Origin of the sequence: Paenibacillus silvestris, from assembly GCF_009882985.1 — a bacterium.
Lineage (GTDB): Bacteria > Bacillota > Bacilli > Paenibacillales > NBRC-103111 > Paenibacillus_E > Paenibacillus_E silvestris.
Genome location: NZ_WTUZ01000022.1, coordinates 236,405 through 252,296, shown reverse-complemented (window position 1 = coordinate 252,296; position 15,892 = coordinate 236,405). Strand labels below are relative to the sequence as shown.

The 15,892-nt window shown below is 45.5% G+C and carries 14 protein-coding genes; 3 read left to right on the top strand and 11 right to left on the bottom strand.

The window, feature by feature from the left end; genetic code table 11:
* Window positions 1-125: 125 nt before the first annotated feature.
* The 7 genes from GQF01_RS21640 to GQF01_RS21610 all read right to left on the bottom strand — a co-directional run bounded on the left by GQF01_RS21640 (window position 126) and on the right by GQF01_RS21610 (window position 7,323).
* Window positions 126-395, bottom strand: a complete 270-nt coding sequence (locus GQF01_RS21640) for a hypothetical protein (protein ID WP_161408767.1) — start codon at window positions 393-395, stop codon at window positions 126-128.
* A 149-nt stretch (window positions 396-544) separates the two neighbouring features.
* Entirely contained in the window at window positions 545-1,510 is a 966-nt protein-coding gene (gene cysK / locus GQF01_RS21635) for a cysteine synthase A (RefSeq protein WP_161408766.1), read from the bottom strand.
* A 24-nt stretch (window positions 1,511-1,534) separates the two neighbouring features.
* Window positions 1,535-2,833, bottom strand: a complete 1,299-nt coding sequence (locus tag GQF01_RS21630; protein ID WP_235960132.1) for an MFS transporter — start codon at window positions 2,831-2,833, stop codon at window positions 1,535-1,537.
* Window positions 2,834-2,971: 138 nt separating this feature from the next.
* Complete coding sequence (locus tag GQF01_RS21625; protein ID WP_161408764.1) at window positions 2,972-3,472, bottom strand: hypothetical protein; 501 nt, start codon at window positions 3,470-3,472, stop codon at window positions 2,972-2,974.
* A 136-nt stretch (window positions 3,473-3,608) separates the two neighbouring features.
* Window positions 3,609-4,028, bottom strand: a complete 420-nt coding sequence (locus GQF01_RS21620) for a DUF350 domain-containing protein (RefSeq protein ID WP_057304794.1) — start codon at window positions 4,026-4,028, stop codon at window positions 3,609-3,611.
* Window positions 4,029-4,143: 115 nt separating this feature from the next.
* The gene (locus GQF01_RS21615) at window positions 4,144-4,824 is read right to left on the bottom strand and encodes a PspA/IM30 family protein (protein WP_161408763.1); all 681 of its coding nucleotides are present in this window, start codon (window positions 4,822-4,824) and stop codon (window positions 4,144-4,146) included.
* Window positions 4,825-4,962: 138 nt separating this feature from the next.
* On the bottom strand, window positions 4,963-7,323 hold the full coding sequence (locus GQF01_RS21610; protein WP_328803505.1) for an endonuclease MutS2: 2,361 nt from the start codon (window positions 7,321-7,323) through the stop codon (window positions 4,963-4,965).
* Between the two features lie 249 nt (window positions 7,324-7,572).
* Between GQF01_RS21610 and GQF01_RS21605 the strand changes: the two genes are divergently transcribed.
* Both GQF01_RS21605 and GQF01_RS21600 read left to right on the top strand, forming a co-directional pair.
* On the top strand, window positions 7,573-7,941 hold the full coding sequence (locus GQF01_RS21605; protein ID WP_161408761.1) for a phage holin family protein: 369 nt from the start codon (window positions 7,573-7,575) through the stop codon (window positions 7,939-7,941).
* A 193-nt stretch (window positions 7,942-8,134) separates the two neighbouring features.
* The gene (locus tag GQF01_RS21600; RefSeq protein ID WP_161408760.1) at window positions 8,135-8,524 is read left to right on the top strand and encodes a cupredoxin domain-containing protein; all 390 of its coding nucleotides are present in this window, start codon (window positions 8,135-8,137) and stop codon (window positions 8,522-8,524) included.
* Between the two features lie 103 nt (window positions 8,525-8,627).
* Here the strand turns inward: GQF01_RS21600 and GQF01_RS21595 are convergent, their stop codons facing one another.
* The 4 genes from GQF01_RS21595 to pheS form a co-directional block, all read right to left on the bottom strand.
* Window positions 8,628-9,176, bottom strand: coding sequence for a CvpA family protein (locus GQF01_RS21595; RefSeq protein WP_161408759.1), 549 nt, complete (start codon window positions 9,174-9,176; stop codon window positions 8,628-8,630).
* A gap of 11 nt (window positions 9,177-9,187) precedes the next feature.
* Window positions 9,188-11,335 (bottom strand): cell division protein ZapA, encoded by a 2,148-nt coding sequence (locus GQF01_RS21590; protein ID WP_161408758.1) that lies wholly within the window; start codon window positions 11,333-11,335, stop codon window positions 9,188-9,190.
* A gap of 91 nt (window positions 11,336-11,426) precedes the next feature.
* Entirely contained in the window at window positions 11,427-13,880 is a 2,454-nt protein-coding gene (pheT, locus tag GQF01_RS21585) for a phenylalanine--tRNA ligase subunit beta (RefSeq protein ID WP_161408757.1), read from the bottom strand.
* A 25-nt stretch (window positions 13,881-13,905) separates the two neighbouring features.
* Window positions 13,906-14,940, bottom strand: a complete 1,035-nt coding sequence (gene pheS / locus GQF01_RS21580; RefSeq protein WP_161408756.1) for a phenylalanine--tRNA ligase subunit alpha — start codon at window positions 14,938-14,940, stop codon at window positions 13,906-13,908.
* Between the two features lie 522 nt (window positions 14,941-15,462).
* Here pheS and GQF01_RS21575 point away from each other — a divergent pair.
* The gene (locus GQF01_RS21575) at window positions 15,463-15,891 is read left to right on the top strand and encodes a MarR family winged helix-turn-helix transcriptional regulator (protein ID WP_161408755.1); all 429 of its coding nucleotides are present in this window, start codon (window positions 15,463-15,465) and stop codon (window positions 15,889-15,891) included.
* Window position 15,892 lies beyond the last annotated feature (1 nt).

The window sequence follows — 15,892 nt, the reverse complement described above, 5'->3', positions numbered from 1 at the left end:
TTGCTGTCCTAATTCAATTACTACGCTCATCAAATTTTCAGATAATTTGTGTATAATTCATGTTTCTTGCCCAAGAACAAAAAAAGCTACCTCGAACAAGGCAGCTTATAACTTTTACAATCAACTTAGATGCCAGCTTTCAACAATTTAGCAACCATATGTTCAATTTCACGGTGTTCATACGTAGGTCGCACATGGATACTCGGTTGACCAGCCATGCAGCCAATTCCGACAAGCGTATTCTCATCATACACCGAAATCACATTTTGTGATTCCAGTTGATCCCAGTTCACTTGACTTTGAGATCCGGTTGTTATGCATTCATTTGTATATGTCTGTATAAACTCAAGGAGTTGATCATCTTTGGGTTGCCCATTAATGTAGGCTAATTTCAAGGTAAATCCACCTCTCTGCAATCGCTTTGTTACTTCTATAATTATACTCAACAATGAATTTTTATTCAATATTTTTTTATCAAATATAAAAAAAATACGACTTCTGGACGATTCCATCCAGTAAGCCGTACTCCTTACCTATCCTATATTCAAAATAGGTCCATACTTAAATATCTTTCACCCGTATCCGGTGCAATACAAAGCACCCTTTTCCCTGCTCCAAGCTTACGGGCAATTTGCAATCCTGTCCAAACCGATGCACCAGCAGACGGCCCTACGAGGATACCTTCTTTACTAGCCAAGTCTTTCATCGTGCCGATCGCATCCTCATCTGACACTTGTACAATCTCATCATAAATGCTCGTATTCAAAATAGAGGGTACAAAGCCCGGGCTCGTGCCAACAAGCTTATGCGGTCCTGGGCTGCCTCCAGATAATACCGGAGACCCCTTAGGCTCAACGACATAAATCTGTATGTTCGGCAGCTTCTCGCGGAGCACCTCACCCGTTCCAGTAATGGTTCCACCGGTGCCTGAAGTAGCAACGAAAGCATCCAGACGTCCTTCCATTTGCTCCAAAATCTCAGGCGCTGTCGTAACCCGGTGAATGCTCGGATTAGCCGGATTCTCGAACTGCTGAGGGATGTAGCTGTTCGGGATTTGATCTCTTAACTCTTGTGCTTTGGCAATAGCTCCTGGCATCCTCTGCGCGGCAGGCGTTAGGACAACCTCTGCGCCATAGGCCTTGAGCAGGTTGATCCGTTCTTTCGACATATTATCCGGCATGATAAGAATCGCTTTATAGCCTTTGGCTGCGGCGTTCATCGCCAGACCAATGCCCGTGTTGCCGCTGGTCGGCTCGATGATCGTTGCGCCTGGGCGGAGCAGCCCGCTGATTTCCGCTTGCTCGATTAAGTTAAAAGCCGCCCGATCTTTCACGCTGCCGCTTGGGTTAAAATATTCAAGTTTTACATACAACTCGGCATCACCAGGTGCTACCAAGCGATGAATTCGGACTGCCGGCGTATCACCAATTAGTTCTGTGATGCTGTTCACCATTTTTTTATGTGCCAAGGGTTTCCCCCTCCTCTTCCCAATAACCAACACTATCCACATTTTTATCGGGAAGTCTAAGAGATGTCAAGTTTTAATTACAGATAACTGCTTTTTCATAAAATACCAGCTAAAAAGTGGAGAGCTGCCAATGATTAGTAACAGCACATTAATAACGAGCGGCGTTTTGCTCCACGAAATCACACCGATGAACAGCAGAACCCCGCAGACCCTGCCAACATTTAAAGCAAGCTCACGAAGCACGATATACTCTTCTCTCTGCTTAGCACTTGCTTCTGTGGAACCAATCAGATCAAATACGGCTGATACCATCGGTACGGAGTACATAGGAAAGAATAGCGCTGACCCCAATCCGAAAATCAGCAAAGTGCTGTATCCCATTTTCCAGAAAAAAGGAAGAATGATCGCTACCACCATAGCCGCGCCGATAAACATACTAACTTTACGGAAATGAGGCTTAATAAACCGACCTGCCGCCCAGAAGCTAACTAAAGAAACCGCTGATGTAATCAACACAAAGTTCCCTAAACTCGCTTCACTTGATGTGGAAATGTAAACGAGCAGAGCGATCATGAAGCCGAAGACACCTTCCCTAACGCCCTGAAAAACCAAGGCCAAGCTAACTCGCTTCCAAGGCGTTTCCGCTTGCCGGAGACTTCGAATAGGAAACATCCATTCGTAAGTACCTTGCACTTTTCTCTTTTTCAAGAAAAAGCTAATCACTACACCTAACAAAAAGATGCCGAGTGAAATCGAAAAGATTAACCGGTAGCCCTTGATATCTCCCAAACTCACAATCAATAACCCTGAAATCCATGGAGCAACAATGCCCGCCCCAGCTCCTAGCAGCCCTACAGAACCGTTAAATCGATCTCGATTGTCAGGGTCCGTCACCTCAAAATAAACAACGTTAAAAGCGACCCAGAACAGCCCAGCTGAAATCCCTTGCACGATGCCCAGCCACACAAAATATTGAAAGCTATTCGCTCCCAACCATAGAACTAGCATATAAAAGACTGCTGAAATGGCTACGCCAATGCGCAAGCAGTTCATTTTGTTATGCTCCTTCACCCATTTCCCTGCTAACCAGAAGGTCACGGCCATTGTCAAATGAGTCGCTAATGTGAACCAGCCAATTAAAGCGTAGTCATTTTTGGCCTTCCACAAATATACGCCAACGAAAGTTCCCGACAAAGCATTTGCGCTGCCAAACAGCGTATGGACAATAAGCAGAAGAATCGCCTGTGAGTCTAATCTCCCTTTTTTTGCTTCCGGCTTATTATCCTCAACAGGTTGTTTATCGCGATCCTCAAAATAATTGCCGTTCTGTCGTTCTTTCCCTTTACCTAGCTGCGTTCGCTGCATACTCTCATCATTGTGCATACTTCCCTCACCTTTCCCCTCGGATAAGAAATAGTTCTAGTTAAGCTTCCCTATTCGGATGAAAGTATGAGGTATTTCCCTAATAAAAAAACCGAATCCCTGAGGACTCGGTTCACTTTTTTACTCCGATTTAATGCGTTCAACCATGAGTAATCGGTCTGTATCGGACAATACTTTTTCCACTTTAAAACAGGATGGACACACATACACATTCATCGTGAATGGCGCCGTCAGGAATGCGCTGCCCAGCGTTTTGGGAATCGTTGGTGTGAACGAAGTTTCGTTTACGATTTCATTCCCGGCAAGCAGAAGCAGCTCGTGACAGTTCGAGCATTCAGGAGCTTCTTCCTGCTCATCCGTGATATGCTGTACTTTTTCCCCATATTTATCAAGCGGCTCATCCGAGTCATCCCATGCCAAAGACAAATCTTCATCAGCATCAGGGAACTCCTGCTCTTGAAAACGGAGCGGTTGACCCGTTAATTTCACTTTCAAATCAATACTGCGATAATCATTCAACTCATTAAAACAATGCGGACATTCATCCTCTGGACCAATCTCCGGATCCCAAACAATCTCCGTTTGGCACCAAGGACAAACAACTTCTTCATTCGCACTCATGACGTAATCCTCCATCTATTGCACTCAAGCAAATTTCATTAAATAATAAATCCCTGCCGCCATAAATACAAATGCAATAGCAAACAAGGTGCCCCACAGGTATTTCATGTTCAAGCCTCCAAGACTATGTATGATTCTAAGTTACGCACGCGCCCACTACGTAAGATAGGGAGACAGATAGCGTCAAAGACAAGAAACCTACAGCACGATTATCTTTTTTGATTTCTTCATCAATTTTAAAATAAGGAGTTAAGAACTCAAAAATGAAGTAGGCTGCCAGTAATAGCAAGAATCCGTAGCCTGCCCAAATAAGAGAGTGAATCATCGTGTCATTATTCAAAATGGCAAACCGGAACAAGTTACATATCCCAAAAATTTTCCCGCCTGTCGCCATGGCTACAGACAAGTTACCCTTTTTGATCTCTGCCCAGTCATCATACTTCGTGACCATTTCGAAAATCGTTAAAAATACCACAAGCGCGATGACAGCAACTGCAAAAAATGCAAGCGTCGATAAATACGGATTACTCAGCAACACATCCACCTCTTCATTCATATCGTCTCCTGCCTTCCTTCCACGTAGAGAGTTTAAACCTTGATTTAAAAATCCCTATATACGGTAGAAGAGACTGAGTTTGGCTCAGTCTCTCGCAGGTACTATTAGTATATCATTAAGATTGTTTTTTTTCAGCAAGCTTTGCTTTCATGGCTGCCAATTCATCATCGATGCCGCTTTTGCTTGCGCCAAGTCCTTCTAGCTCATCGTCCAAGCTGCGGCTTTTGGAACGAATCTCACCGCTTGCTTGTGCTTCAGCTTCCATTTGAAGTACTTTCTCGCTCATGCGGTCAAAGCCTTTGGCTGCGTTGTCTGTACCGAACCCGGACATCGCTTGATTGATTTGTTTTTGCGCTTTTGCTGTTTCAGCACGAGCAATCAACAAATCTTTCTTGTTTTTCATTTTGTTGAACTCATCTTTCATCTCAGTCAACTGGTTGCGAAGCTGATCCGCATTGGTTTTGGCAAGATCATATTGGCGTTTCAACTCATCGAAACGAGTTTGCTGCTCTTTCTTGTCTTCCAGAGCGCGACGAGCCAAATCTTCATTGCCAGCTTCAAGAGCTTTCATAGCTTGCTCTGTGCGTTTGGTAACCATTTCTTCTGATTCTTCATATTGAAGCTTGAATTTCTTCTCGATAGCAATTTGCTTAGCGACCGCAGATTCTGCTTCCAAGATGTCTTCTTCCATGTCACGCAAAAACTGATTTAACATCTTAACCGGGTCTTCAGCTTTGTCCAGCAAGTCATTCACCGAAGCCATCGTCATATCACGTAATCTTTTAAAAATACCCATTCTGAATTCCTCCTAAGGTTAAACCTTATTTATTTTATAATTGGTGTTGCGTTTTGTTTTCTAATCACCGGTGCTTACACACATTAAATACGCAATCCCAAAGAATGAGTTTCAAAAAGTTGAAAATATTTTTAAAAGTTATTTCAATTCCACAACTGTTACTCCCGCTCCGCCTTCGTTGTAGTTCCCCATGCGGTAACTTTTCACATGTTTGTGGCGGCGCAGATACTCCTGCATGCCTGTGCGCAGCACACCTGTTCCTTTGCCATGAATCAGGTATACTTGCCCCAGATTGCCAAGGAAAGACTCATCAAGGAAACGATCTGCCTCAATCAATGCTTCCTCCATGTTCAACCCGCGCATATCCAATTCCATTCGGATGCTGTCATCCCTTGTTCGTTTGACCGTAACAGCCGTTTGATGAGCCGGTTTCTTCTGAACAGGACTGCCTATTTTCTCGAGGTTGGTTAGCTCAACCTTCATCTTCATAATCCCTAGCTGCACAGTGGCTTCCGTAGGGCTGACGATTTCAACCACGTGACCCTTCTGACCCAGGCTCACGACACGCACTTCATCTCCGGCCTCGATTCTCTCAGGCCGCTTCTTCGCCGCGCGAACTTGCTTCTCGCGCAGTTCTGGCGCCGCCTGATCGAGGCGGCGCTTCGCTTCAACCAGCCGGTGGTCCTTGACCCCGCCGGCTTCTTCTTGCGCCATGCGCCGCAGGTCGGCGATCACTTCGTCCGCCTCGCGGCGCGCCTTGGCGACTGCCTCACGCGCGTCGCGTTCGGCTTTCTCGAGCAGCTTATCGCGCTGCTCGTCGAACTTCAGCTGCTGCGCTTCTAGCGTGCGGCGCATCTCTTCTGCCTCGTGACGCAGCCTCTCGGCGGTCTCGCGTTCCGCTTCGGCGACTAGTCGATTCTCTTCGAGAGAAGCGATCATAGACTCTACGCGTTTGTCCTCTTCGCCGACCTGGGTGCGAGCATGCTCAATAATTCGGCGTGACAAACCAAGACGTTCGGCTATTGCAAACGCGTTGCTTCGCCCAGGAACACCTACAAGTAAACGATAAGTTGGACTCAAGGTTTGGATATCAAATTCCATACTCGCGTTTATTGTGCCTTTTGTCTGATAGGCGTAAGCTTTAAGCTCCGAATAATGGGTCGTCGCAATGATTCGACAGCCTATTTGGTGGATATAATCAAGAATGGAAATCGCCAGCGCAGATCCCTCAGCAGGATCTGTTCCCGCACCAAGCTCGTCAAGCAGCACTAAGCTCTTAGGCGTCATATCCCGTAATATGCTGATAATGTTAGTCATATGACTTGAAAAAGTACTTAGATTCTGCTCGATGCTCTGTTCATCCCCAATATCGGCATAAATAGCATCAAATACACATAATTGCGTGCCTTCTTCCGCGGGTACAAACAAGCCTGACATCGCCATCAAACTTAATAAACCCACGGTTTTGAGTGAGACTGTTTTCCCCCCCGTATTCGGCCCCGTCACGATAATTTGCGAAAAATCATTCCCTAATTCCAAATCAAGCGGAACAACGAGCTCTGCCGCGATAAGCGGATGACGGCCGCGCTTGATCTTGATAAAACCTCGGTCATTCAACCTTGGCATCGTAGACTTGAGCTCTCTAGCCAGACCAGCTTTGGCGAAAGTAAAGTCCAGCTCTGCCAACTGATCTACATCATAAACAAGAACATCTACCTGTTCAGCCACTAGCGCAGTTAAGGCTCGCAAAATTTTCTCAATTTCCGCTTCTTCCTTGAACTTGAGCTCACGAATCTTATTGTTCAACTGAACAATGGCATCGGGTTCAATGTATAAAGTCGCTCCAGATGCCGATTGATCATGAATCATCCCACCGAAGTTAGAACGATATTCCGATTTTACCGGAATAACGTATCGATCGTTGCGGATAGTGATCAGCACATCCTGCAGCATTTTCTGTATCGATGAGTTGCGCAGCATTTGCTCCAGACGCTCACGCACTCTGCTCTCGCCTGTCCGCAGTTCACTGCGCACACGTCCTAGTTCAATGCTTGCGCTATCAACAACAACAGCATTCTCATCAATGCAGCTATTAATTTTATCTTCTAATGACTTATTCTCCGTGAGCAATTCCACTTGCCCCTTGAGCATCGGAATCGGATATTCCTCGTGAACAGCCAGAATAAATCTTTTTAGCCTGCGGGTACCAAACATCGTCGTCGAAATGTCCAGCAATTCCGCTGGATTCAACATCCCGCCAATTCTGGCACGGTGCAAGGAAGATCGAATGTCGCGAATCCCGCCAAATGGGGCGTTGCCTTTCAATCGTTCTACATTTACCGCTTCATCGGTCGCTTGCAGCCGCAGCTTAACGAGTTCAAAATCCCCAATCGGTTCAAGATTTTGGACAGCTTCTTTCCCTAGAGACGTAGCCGCATGATGAGCTAGTTTATGTAAAATTTTCGCATATTCTAATGTTTTAATAATTTTCTTGTTCAACTGTCCCAACCTCATTTCTATCCTATATTATAAACCATTTTGCGTATGATTAGCTACGGAGACAATTGTTATATGGAAGATGCTGCCTACCATAATCTGTTCCATAATTGGATACACTAATTTGTGCACCTATTCCTTCTGCCAAGGAATCGAAATAAATGTCAAACACACCAAGCAAAATTCAACAAAAAACATCTTTTCTATCATGAAGGCGGGTTCGTCTCATCGTAGAAAAAAGGAGGTTCTTGAATGCATCTTCTAGGACATCTGGTCAGGTTTATTGTATCTGCTTTGGTCTTAATGTTTGTAAGTTGGTTAGTGCCAGGATTTCAAGTCGGCGGATTCTGGAGCGCGTTTTTCCTTGCTTTGGTCATTGCCATTGCGGCATGGATCATTGAAGGAATTTTCGGCAAGCAAATCACTCCCTTTGGCAGAGGAATCGTAGGCTTTCTGGTGAGCGCACTGGTCATCTGGGCGGCCCAGTTTGTCGTAAGCAATGTTACAACGAGCATTATAGGTGCGATTTTAGCCGCTTTAGTCATTGGGATCATCGACTTGTTCATCCCTGTGAAAACCCCTTTCGAACAAGGGATCACAGGAAGAGAAGATCGTCGATAACTGTATCAGTTTGTTGTCCTGATAGCCATGATAAAGCCCAAAAAAGATCGGTCTGCTGCGTATTCAACCGCCGGGCCGATCTTTTCCTTTTCTGAGCCCTTCCGAACTCTTTCACTAGTTTGTCACTGTTTTTTCCAAATGAGTGATGTACAATTGAGAGGAAAACAAATACATTTTATAGTCGGAGGGTATTATGAAAAAACTACTCGTGCTTTTAATGGGAGTTGCTATAGTTATTGCAATCACTGCTTGTGGAAGTAAAGCGTCCAAACCAGCAGAAACAACTTCTCCAGCTGCAACCACGCAAGCTGCCGCTGGTGGTCAAAACGTGGTTTTGAAAGCAACTAACTTCCAATTTGATCAAGCAGAATATCGCGTAAAAAAAGGTCAGCCTGTCACGATTACGCTTGACAACTCACAAGGTGTTCACGGTGCATCTATTAAGGAATTCAGCGTTAAACTTGACAACAGCAACAAAACATTTACGTTTACCCCGGACAAAGCCGGTTCATTTCCTATCACTTGCTCCATCATGTGCGGAAGCGGCCATGCCAATATGAAAACAACATTGATTGTTGAATAACAAATTCACAAATGCTTTATCGCAGTTACCGCGGTAAGGCATTTTTTTATGCTCCAAAAAAATAAAAGCCGCCTTTTTCTATAGAAATAGAAATCGGCAGCTTTCATATGGGAATCCCTTGCTTCCAGAGCTCTTGCAATTTACCTGCAACGTTGGGTAATTCATTAATGAGATAAGGAGCTACTGCTGAGCTCGAGAGCAGCTTTTGAAGTCCATCCGATGGAATAATCGTGATGACGTTCACGGCAATAATGACAATCAAGAGCGCTTCTGCCAAGCCAAGTAACGCCCCACTCCAACGATTAATGACATTCAAGCCTGGCGTTTTAGCTAAAATATTTAATGCTCTTCCGATGAATACGAGGGCGAATTTGACGCCAAAGAATAAGATGGCAAAGGCTATGGCATTCAAGATATACGTATCTAGATTGAGACCTTTTACGATAAATTCGTATTTCTGATAACTTTGATAAGTGGGTAATGAGATAGCATTCCGAAGCAGCGGCGCAAAATCCTTGTAAAAATAAAAAGCTACCAAGTAGGCAAGCACAAACCCAGCGACAGAGACAATCTGAGCGATAAAGCCTCTAAAATAACCAATCAGCAATCCCAAAACGACGATAGCCAATAACATATAATCTAATTTGTTCATGATCACTCGGATTACCGGACCGGGCTGTCTGTTTCGACTAATTCAATCCATTCATTATACTCGTTCTGCAGCTTAGCATATTCCTCACGAAGTTCTCTGTACTCTTCTTTAACCTGTTGAAGTTCCTTTTGCAAGGCATCGTCGTTCAAGTTCTGATTTAATAATTTTTCTTTCTCACTATCATATCGTTCATGAAGACGTTCTTTTTCCTCTTCAAAATATTGATTTAACAATTGTTTCTCCTGTTGCTGCTGCTGAATTAAAGATTCTATTTGAGTGTGATAGTGTTGGATAATCGTTGATTTTTGGTCTTCATATTGTTGTACGATACTAGATTGTTGCTCTTGGAATTTTCCTACAATATCAACCTTTTCTAGCTCAACTCGGGTAATATTTGCGTGTAGTTCTTCTTTATGTTTGCTCTCTATACGTTCAATTTCCTCTAGATACTGCAAATCTGCCGATTCTTTTTCCTCCAAATAACTTTGAACTAGCGCTTCTTTTTCTTCTTTTTCTTGCTCAAGTTTATCCTGCAACGCTAAGTGCTGCTGTTTCTCCAGTTCAAGCTGTTGTAGTGTCTTATGAACCAGCTTTTTCTCTTGCTCGATTTGCTGTTTGGCTAGCAAGTACTGCTGTTTCTCTTCTTCAAGCTGTTGTTTCATTTGCGCTTGGAGTGAAATGAATTTCTCATTCTGTTGGCCAGCTTCTTGTAACTGATGCTCCATTTGTTCTTGCAGTTGCTTATTTTGTTCCAGCTGTTGTTGCAAGACAAATTGTTGCTTTTTCTCCTGTTCGAGCTGATCTTGCAAATCTAATTGCTGCTTCTTCTCTTGTTCAAGCTGATCTTGCAGGTCTACTTGCTGCTTCTTCTCTTGTTCAAGCTCTTGCTGCGTCTTATAAACTTGCTTCTTCTCTTGTTCAAGTTGTTGTTTGATCTGTTCACTGAACTGCTTAGCTTGATCTTGCTGCTGTTTGGCTTGCTGCAATTGCTGTCTCAACTGCTCTTGTTGTTGTTTGCCTTGTTCGATTTGCTGTTTGGCTAGCAAGAACTGCGCTTTCTCTGCTTTAAGCTGTTGTTTAATTTGCTCTTGAATAAGTGTGCCTTCTTCGTTTTGTTGACCCGCTTCTTGTAACTGCTGCTCCATTTGTGCTTGTAGTTGCTTATTTTGTTCGAGCTGTTGCTCAAGTTCTAATTGCTGCTGCTTTTCCTGATCAAGCAATAGCTGTGTATCTATAGCTTGTTTTTTCTCTTGTTCAAGTTGTTCCTGGATTTCCTCATTTAGCTGGTTAGCTTGAACTTGCTCCTGCTTAGCTTGCTGCAACTGCTGTATCAGTTGCTCTTGTTCCTTCTTGCCTTCTTCAAGCAGCTGCACGGCCTGCAAGTGCTGCTGTTTCTCCTGTTCAAGCAACTGCTGAGCTTGCGTTAATTGCTTTTGCTCCTGTTCAAGCTTTTGTTTGATTTGTTCATGAACCAGCTTAGCTTGGTCTTGTTCCTTCTTAACTTGCTGCAATTGCTGTCTCAGCAGCTCTTGCTGTTGCTTGCCCTGATCAATTTGCTTTTTCGTTTGTAGGTGCTGCTGTTTTTCTTGATCAAGCAGCTGCCGCGTTTGGGCAACTTGCTTTCTTTCTTGTTCGAGCTGTTGTTTCGTTTGATCATATTGCTGTTTAGCTTGGTCTTGCTGCTGTTTGACTTGATCTTGCTGCTGCTTAGCTTGCAGCAGTTGCTGCTTGGCTATCTCCTGCTCTTCCTTGCCCTTCTGCACGTCTTGCTGGAGCTGCTCCTTCTGTGTCTGCGCTTGGTCTAATTTAACCTTTTGCTCAGTCACGAACGCTTGCTGTTTATCATAATCATGCTTTAATTGATTGTAGGTAACGTTCATTTTTTCAAAAGCAACTTTGGTTGCTTCTTGTTCTTTCTGCGCTGCGCTTAGCTCTTCCATGATTTCATTCATTCGGAAGCATTCATCGGCCATGTTCACGGCAGCAAGTACAGCAATCCTTTGCGAATCTAATCGCGGGTATCCCTTCGCTATGCGAAACATTTGGTCATTCACGTATTCCGCAACACGTTTCATGTAATTGGTATTGGTATCTGCTTTTAACTTGTATTGATTTCCATATATGTCAACGGTTATTTTCGTTTTGTCTTCTGCAGTCATATTATTTCCCCCTTAGATGAAAAGGCTGGCCTTATCGACGTTAATTTCGATAAGACCAGCCTGTTTTCCTGCAACTTAGAAGAAACTTGCACTATTTTCTTAACTCTGCCTCATATTGCTGTTCAAGGGTTTGAACCACTTTGGCATGGAGCTCGGTGACCTCTTCATCTAACAGAGTTCTTTCCGCATGACGGTACACGAGAGCGATAGCTACGCTCTTACGATTTGCACCAAGACGCTCTCCTGTGTAGATATCAAAAACCTGGATAGATTCAAGCAAATCCCCGGCAACTTCTGCAATCGACTGCTCCATAAGACCAACCGGTACGTTTGCATGGACAACGACCGCAATATCACGCCCAATGGACGGGTAACGCGGCAGCAGCTTATACACAATCGCATCTCCGGCAGCTTCTAGGATTGGAGTTAACTCAACTTCAAGCACATACGTGTCATCTAGATCACGCTGCTGTTGAACGGTTGGGTGCAATTGACCTACACGGCCAATAACCTTCGAACCTTCGGAGGAAGTAAGCAGCAGCTCTGCTGTACGCCCAGGATGGAAGCCCTCAGGAGAAGCCGATGTGTACGTAAGTCCTTTGACACCCAAGTAGCTGATCAGTCGGTCAAAAATTCCTTTGATGTCATAGAAATCAACGGCTTCAGACTTCTGAGCCCAATGAGCACCGCGGCGTTTGCCTGTCATAACAATAGAAAGCAGAAGCTTTTCTTGCGGCAGCGTAGTGAGTGTTGATTCATCTGTGATGAACGATTTGCCGACTTCGAAAATAGCTACGTCGTCCATCGTACGGTTACGGTTGTAACTCACTACTTCCAGTAAATGCGGAAGCAAGCTGGTACGCAATTGGCTGCGATCCTCGCTCATTGGCATTGCGAGGGAGATCGGTTTAGCCGCTGGATATAGACCAGGCAGCGAAGCCGTTTGGTCCGGGTGCGTGAAGGCATAGGTAATGACTTCATGCAGCCCGCTTTGTGTCAGGAGATTCCGCGCAATGCGGCGAATCGACTGCTCTTTGGACAAGGAGCCTGGCGTCGTCACGCCAGTCATCAAGGTCGTCGGGATGTTATCATAGCCGAAGAGGCGTGCCACTTCTTCGATCAAATCAACATCCCGCGTGATGTCTCCTCGGCGGCTCGGCACGTGCACAAGCAGCTTGCCTTCTCCCGCCTGCTCGAACGTGAAGTGCAGGCGCTCTATAATTTGTCCCATCTCGTCAAGCGTAAGCTTCGTACCGAGATAGTTGTTCACACGGTCAGCAGCCAGCTCGATGCTGACTGGTTTATGCGAGCCGGCAACAGCTTGGGCGATGCCGTCTGCGACTTTACCGCCTGCATACTCAGCAATCAATGCAGCAGCGCGGTTCAATGCCGGAAGCACCGCTTCCGGGTTCACTTCTTTCTCGAAGCGAAGACTCGCTTCAGAGCGAAGGCCAAGCTGGCGCGATGTGCGGCGCACAGAGGAGCCTGCGAACTTAGCGGATTCAAGTAAAATCCGTGTCGTATCATTCGTCACTTCGGAATTCGCGCCGCCCATAACACCAGCGATCGCTACAGGCTTCGTGCCGTCCGTAACAAGCAGCATGTGCGGCTCTAGGGTACGCTCTACATCGTCAAGCGTAACAAGCTTCTCGCCTGCCTTAGCAAGGCGTACATCGATGTGGCCATTGTTCAGCTGTTCAGCATCAAAAGCATGCAGCGGCTGACCATACTCCAGCATCACGAAATTCGTGATGTCTACGATGTTATTGATGGGACGGATCCCTGCGGCCATCAAACGGTTTTGCATCCAGAGCGGAGAAGTGCCAACGCGCACACCTTCGATCAGGCGAGCTGCGTAGTGCGAGCACTGCTCCGACGCTGTGACCTTCACGCTGATGCGGTCAGCGGCTTTCACACCGGCTGATCCAGCCTGCCCAAGCGCTGCTTCTGCATCCGGCAGTTTGACACTGCGACCAAGGATCGCTGCGATCTCATAAGCTGCTCCGAGCATGCTTAAGCAGTCGGAACGGTTCGGTGTCAGATCGAGTTCCAACACTTTGTCATTAATGGCTAGAACATCAAGAACGGAACTTCCGATTTCCGTTTCTTGCGGAAGTACTAGAATACCTTCCTGAATTTCTTTTGGAAGCAGCTTATCGTTCAAACCAAGCTCTTTGGCTGAGCAAATCATCCCTTGCGACTCAACGCCGCGCAGTTTGGCACGTTTAATTTGCAGTCCGCCTGGCAGAACAGCACCGATCATAGCGACAGGTACTTTTTGGCCGGCATCAATATTTTTGGCTCCGCAGACGATTTGCAAATCTTCGCCTTGACCAGCATCAATGATACACACGCTTAATTTGTCTGCGTCCGGATGTTTCTCACGGGATTTCACATACCCGACAACGACGTTCGTTACACCTTTATTACGATCCTCCACGATATCCACTTCGATGCCGCTTCGGGTTAATTTCTCTGCTAATTCTTCTGCTGTAAAGCCTGATACATCTACATATTCCGATAACCATTGGTATGAAACATTCATGCTTAACCCCTCCTTTTCCTGATGCTTACAGATGTAAGAATTGTTTTAAGAAACGTAGATCATTCGTGTAGAAATGACGGATGTCTTCGATTCCGTATTTCAGCATGGCAATACGCTCAACGCCCATACCGAATGCAAAGCCTGTGTATTCCTTCGGATCGTAGCCACCCATCTCAAGAACGCGCGGATGAACCATACCCGCTCCGAGAATCTCCAGCCAACCTGTTTGTTTGCAGGTACGGCAGCCAACGCCTCCACACATCGCACAGCTCACATCAACTTCAACACTTGGCTCCGTGAAAGGGAAGAAGCTCGGACGCAAACGGATTCTTGTTTCTTTGCCGTACATTTCTTGCACGAATTGCAGCAAGGTGCCCTTCAAATCGCTCATTCGAACGTTACGGTCGATAACCAGACCTTCGATTTGCGTGAACATATGGGAATGTGTCGCATCGTCGTCGTCGCGGCGGTATACTTTCCCCGGACAGATGATTTTGATCGGAACTTCGCCTTTACGTTTCTCCATCGTTCTCACTTGAACAGGGGAGGTTTGCGTACGCATCAAGATCTCTTCGGTAATATAAAAGGAATCCTGCATATCGCGGGCTGGGTGGTCTTTGGGCAGATTCAGCGCTTCAAAGTTGTAATAATCCTGCTCAACCTCTGGTCCTTCTGCAACGGTATACCCCATTCCGATGAAGATATCTTCAATCTCTTGGATCACTTTGCTTAATGGGTGTACCGCACCTTGCGCAGATGGACGGCCCGGCAGCGTAACGTCGATCATTTCAGCGCGAAGTCTGTTCTCCGTTTCTTGCTGCTGATACGCTGCTTGCTTCTCTTCGATCACCGATTCAATGGCAGCGCGAACATCGTTCGCTACTTGCCCAATAATCGGTCTTTCTTCTGCGCTTAGCGCACCCATGCCGCGGAGAACCTCGGTTAATGGACCTTTTTTACCCATATACTTAATACGTAAATCGTTCAGCTCTTGCTGGCTTTGTACGCCGCTTAGCTCCTGCAGCGCTTCCTGCTTCAAAGCTTCTAACCGCTCTTTCATTGCAATCCCTCCTGAATTAGGCCCTGAATCAACCAAAATGAAAACACAAAAAAGACCTTCCGCTCCCTCACAAGGGACGAAAAGCCGTGGTACCACCCTAATTAGATGCATCTCTCGGCCATAGGCCAAAAAATGATCTCACTTCATTCCAGATAACGGACGATGTGTCCGGTTCCCTCTACTTAGAAGAAAGCCAATAAAGCTATCTCGGTTCAAAGGACTGCTCGGGAGCGAACTTCTGCAGCCTGATTCTCGGGGCCAGCTCTCAATCAACGGCTTACCCTCCCTGTCAAGAAGCACTGCGTACTCTTCTCCGTCAAAGCATTTTTACGTATATGTACCAGTTATTATATGCAAGATAGTGCTCATATGCAAGTACGTGCCCCTCGTATCTCGCATTTTCCCAGTTGACTCAACAAGTGAATAAGCGTATATTTTACTTAAACAGTTTAAACATTAATTCATATAAACATTTTAGTGTTTAACATTTAGATCATATAATTAACCAGAAGGAGACTTTCAATGGAAGATGACTTGATGGCTTATACCATACGTTTTCGGACGACGTTTGAAACAGCCCATCGAAAAATTAGCAGTGCCGTACTCGCCGAGTTGAAATCAGAGTTAACGGGACCGCAGTTATTTATGCTATTCATGATCGCCAAAGAGGGAACCCCAAAACAAACCGTTCTCGCTGAGAAAATGGGGGTCAAACCAAGTGCGATTACGGTGATGATCGATCGTCTTGTCCAAAGCGGACATGTCATACGCAAGCATCATGAAACAGATCGGCGCATTGTTTTGGTAGAAAATACAGAGCTCGGGCAAGAGGTTCTTACGGCCGCTCAAAATGTTCAAAAAGACGTGATTGCTCGCGGCTTATCTAAGCTCCCGCCAGAGGAACTCAACGTCTTCGTAAGTGCTTTTGAAAAACTAACATCCTATTATTAAA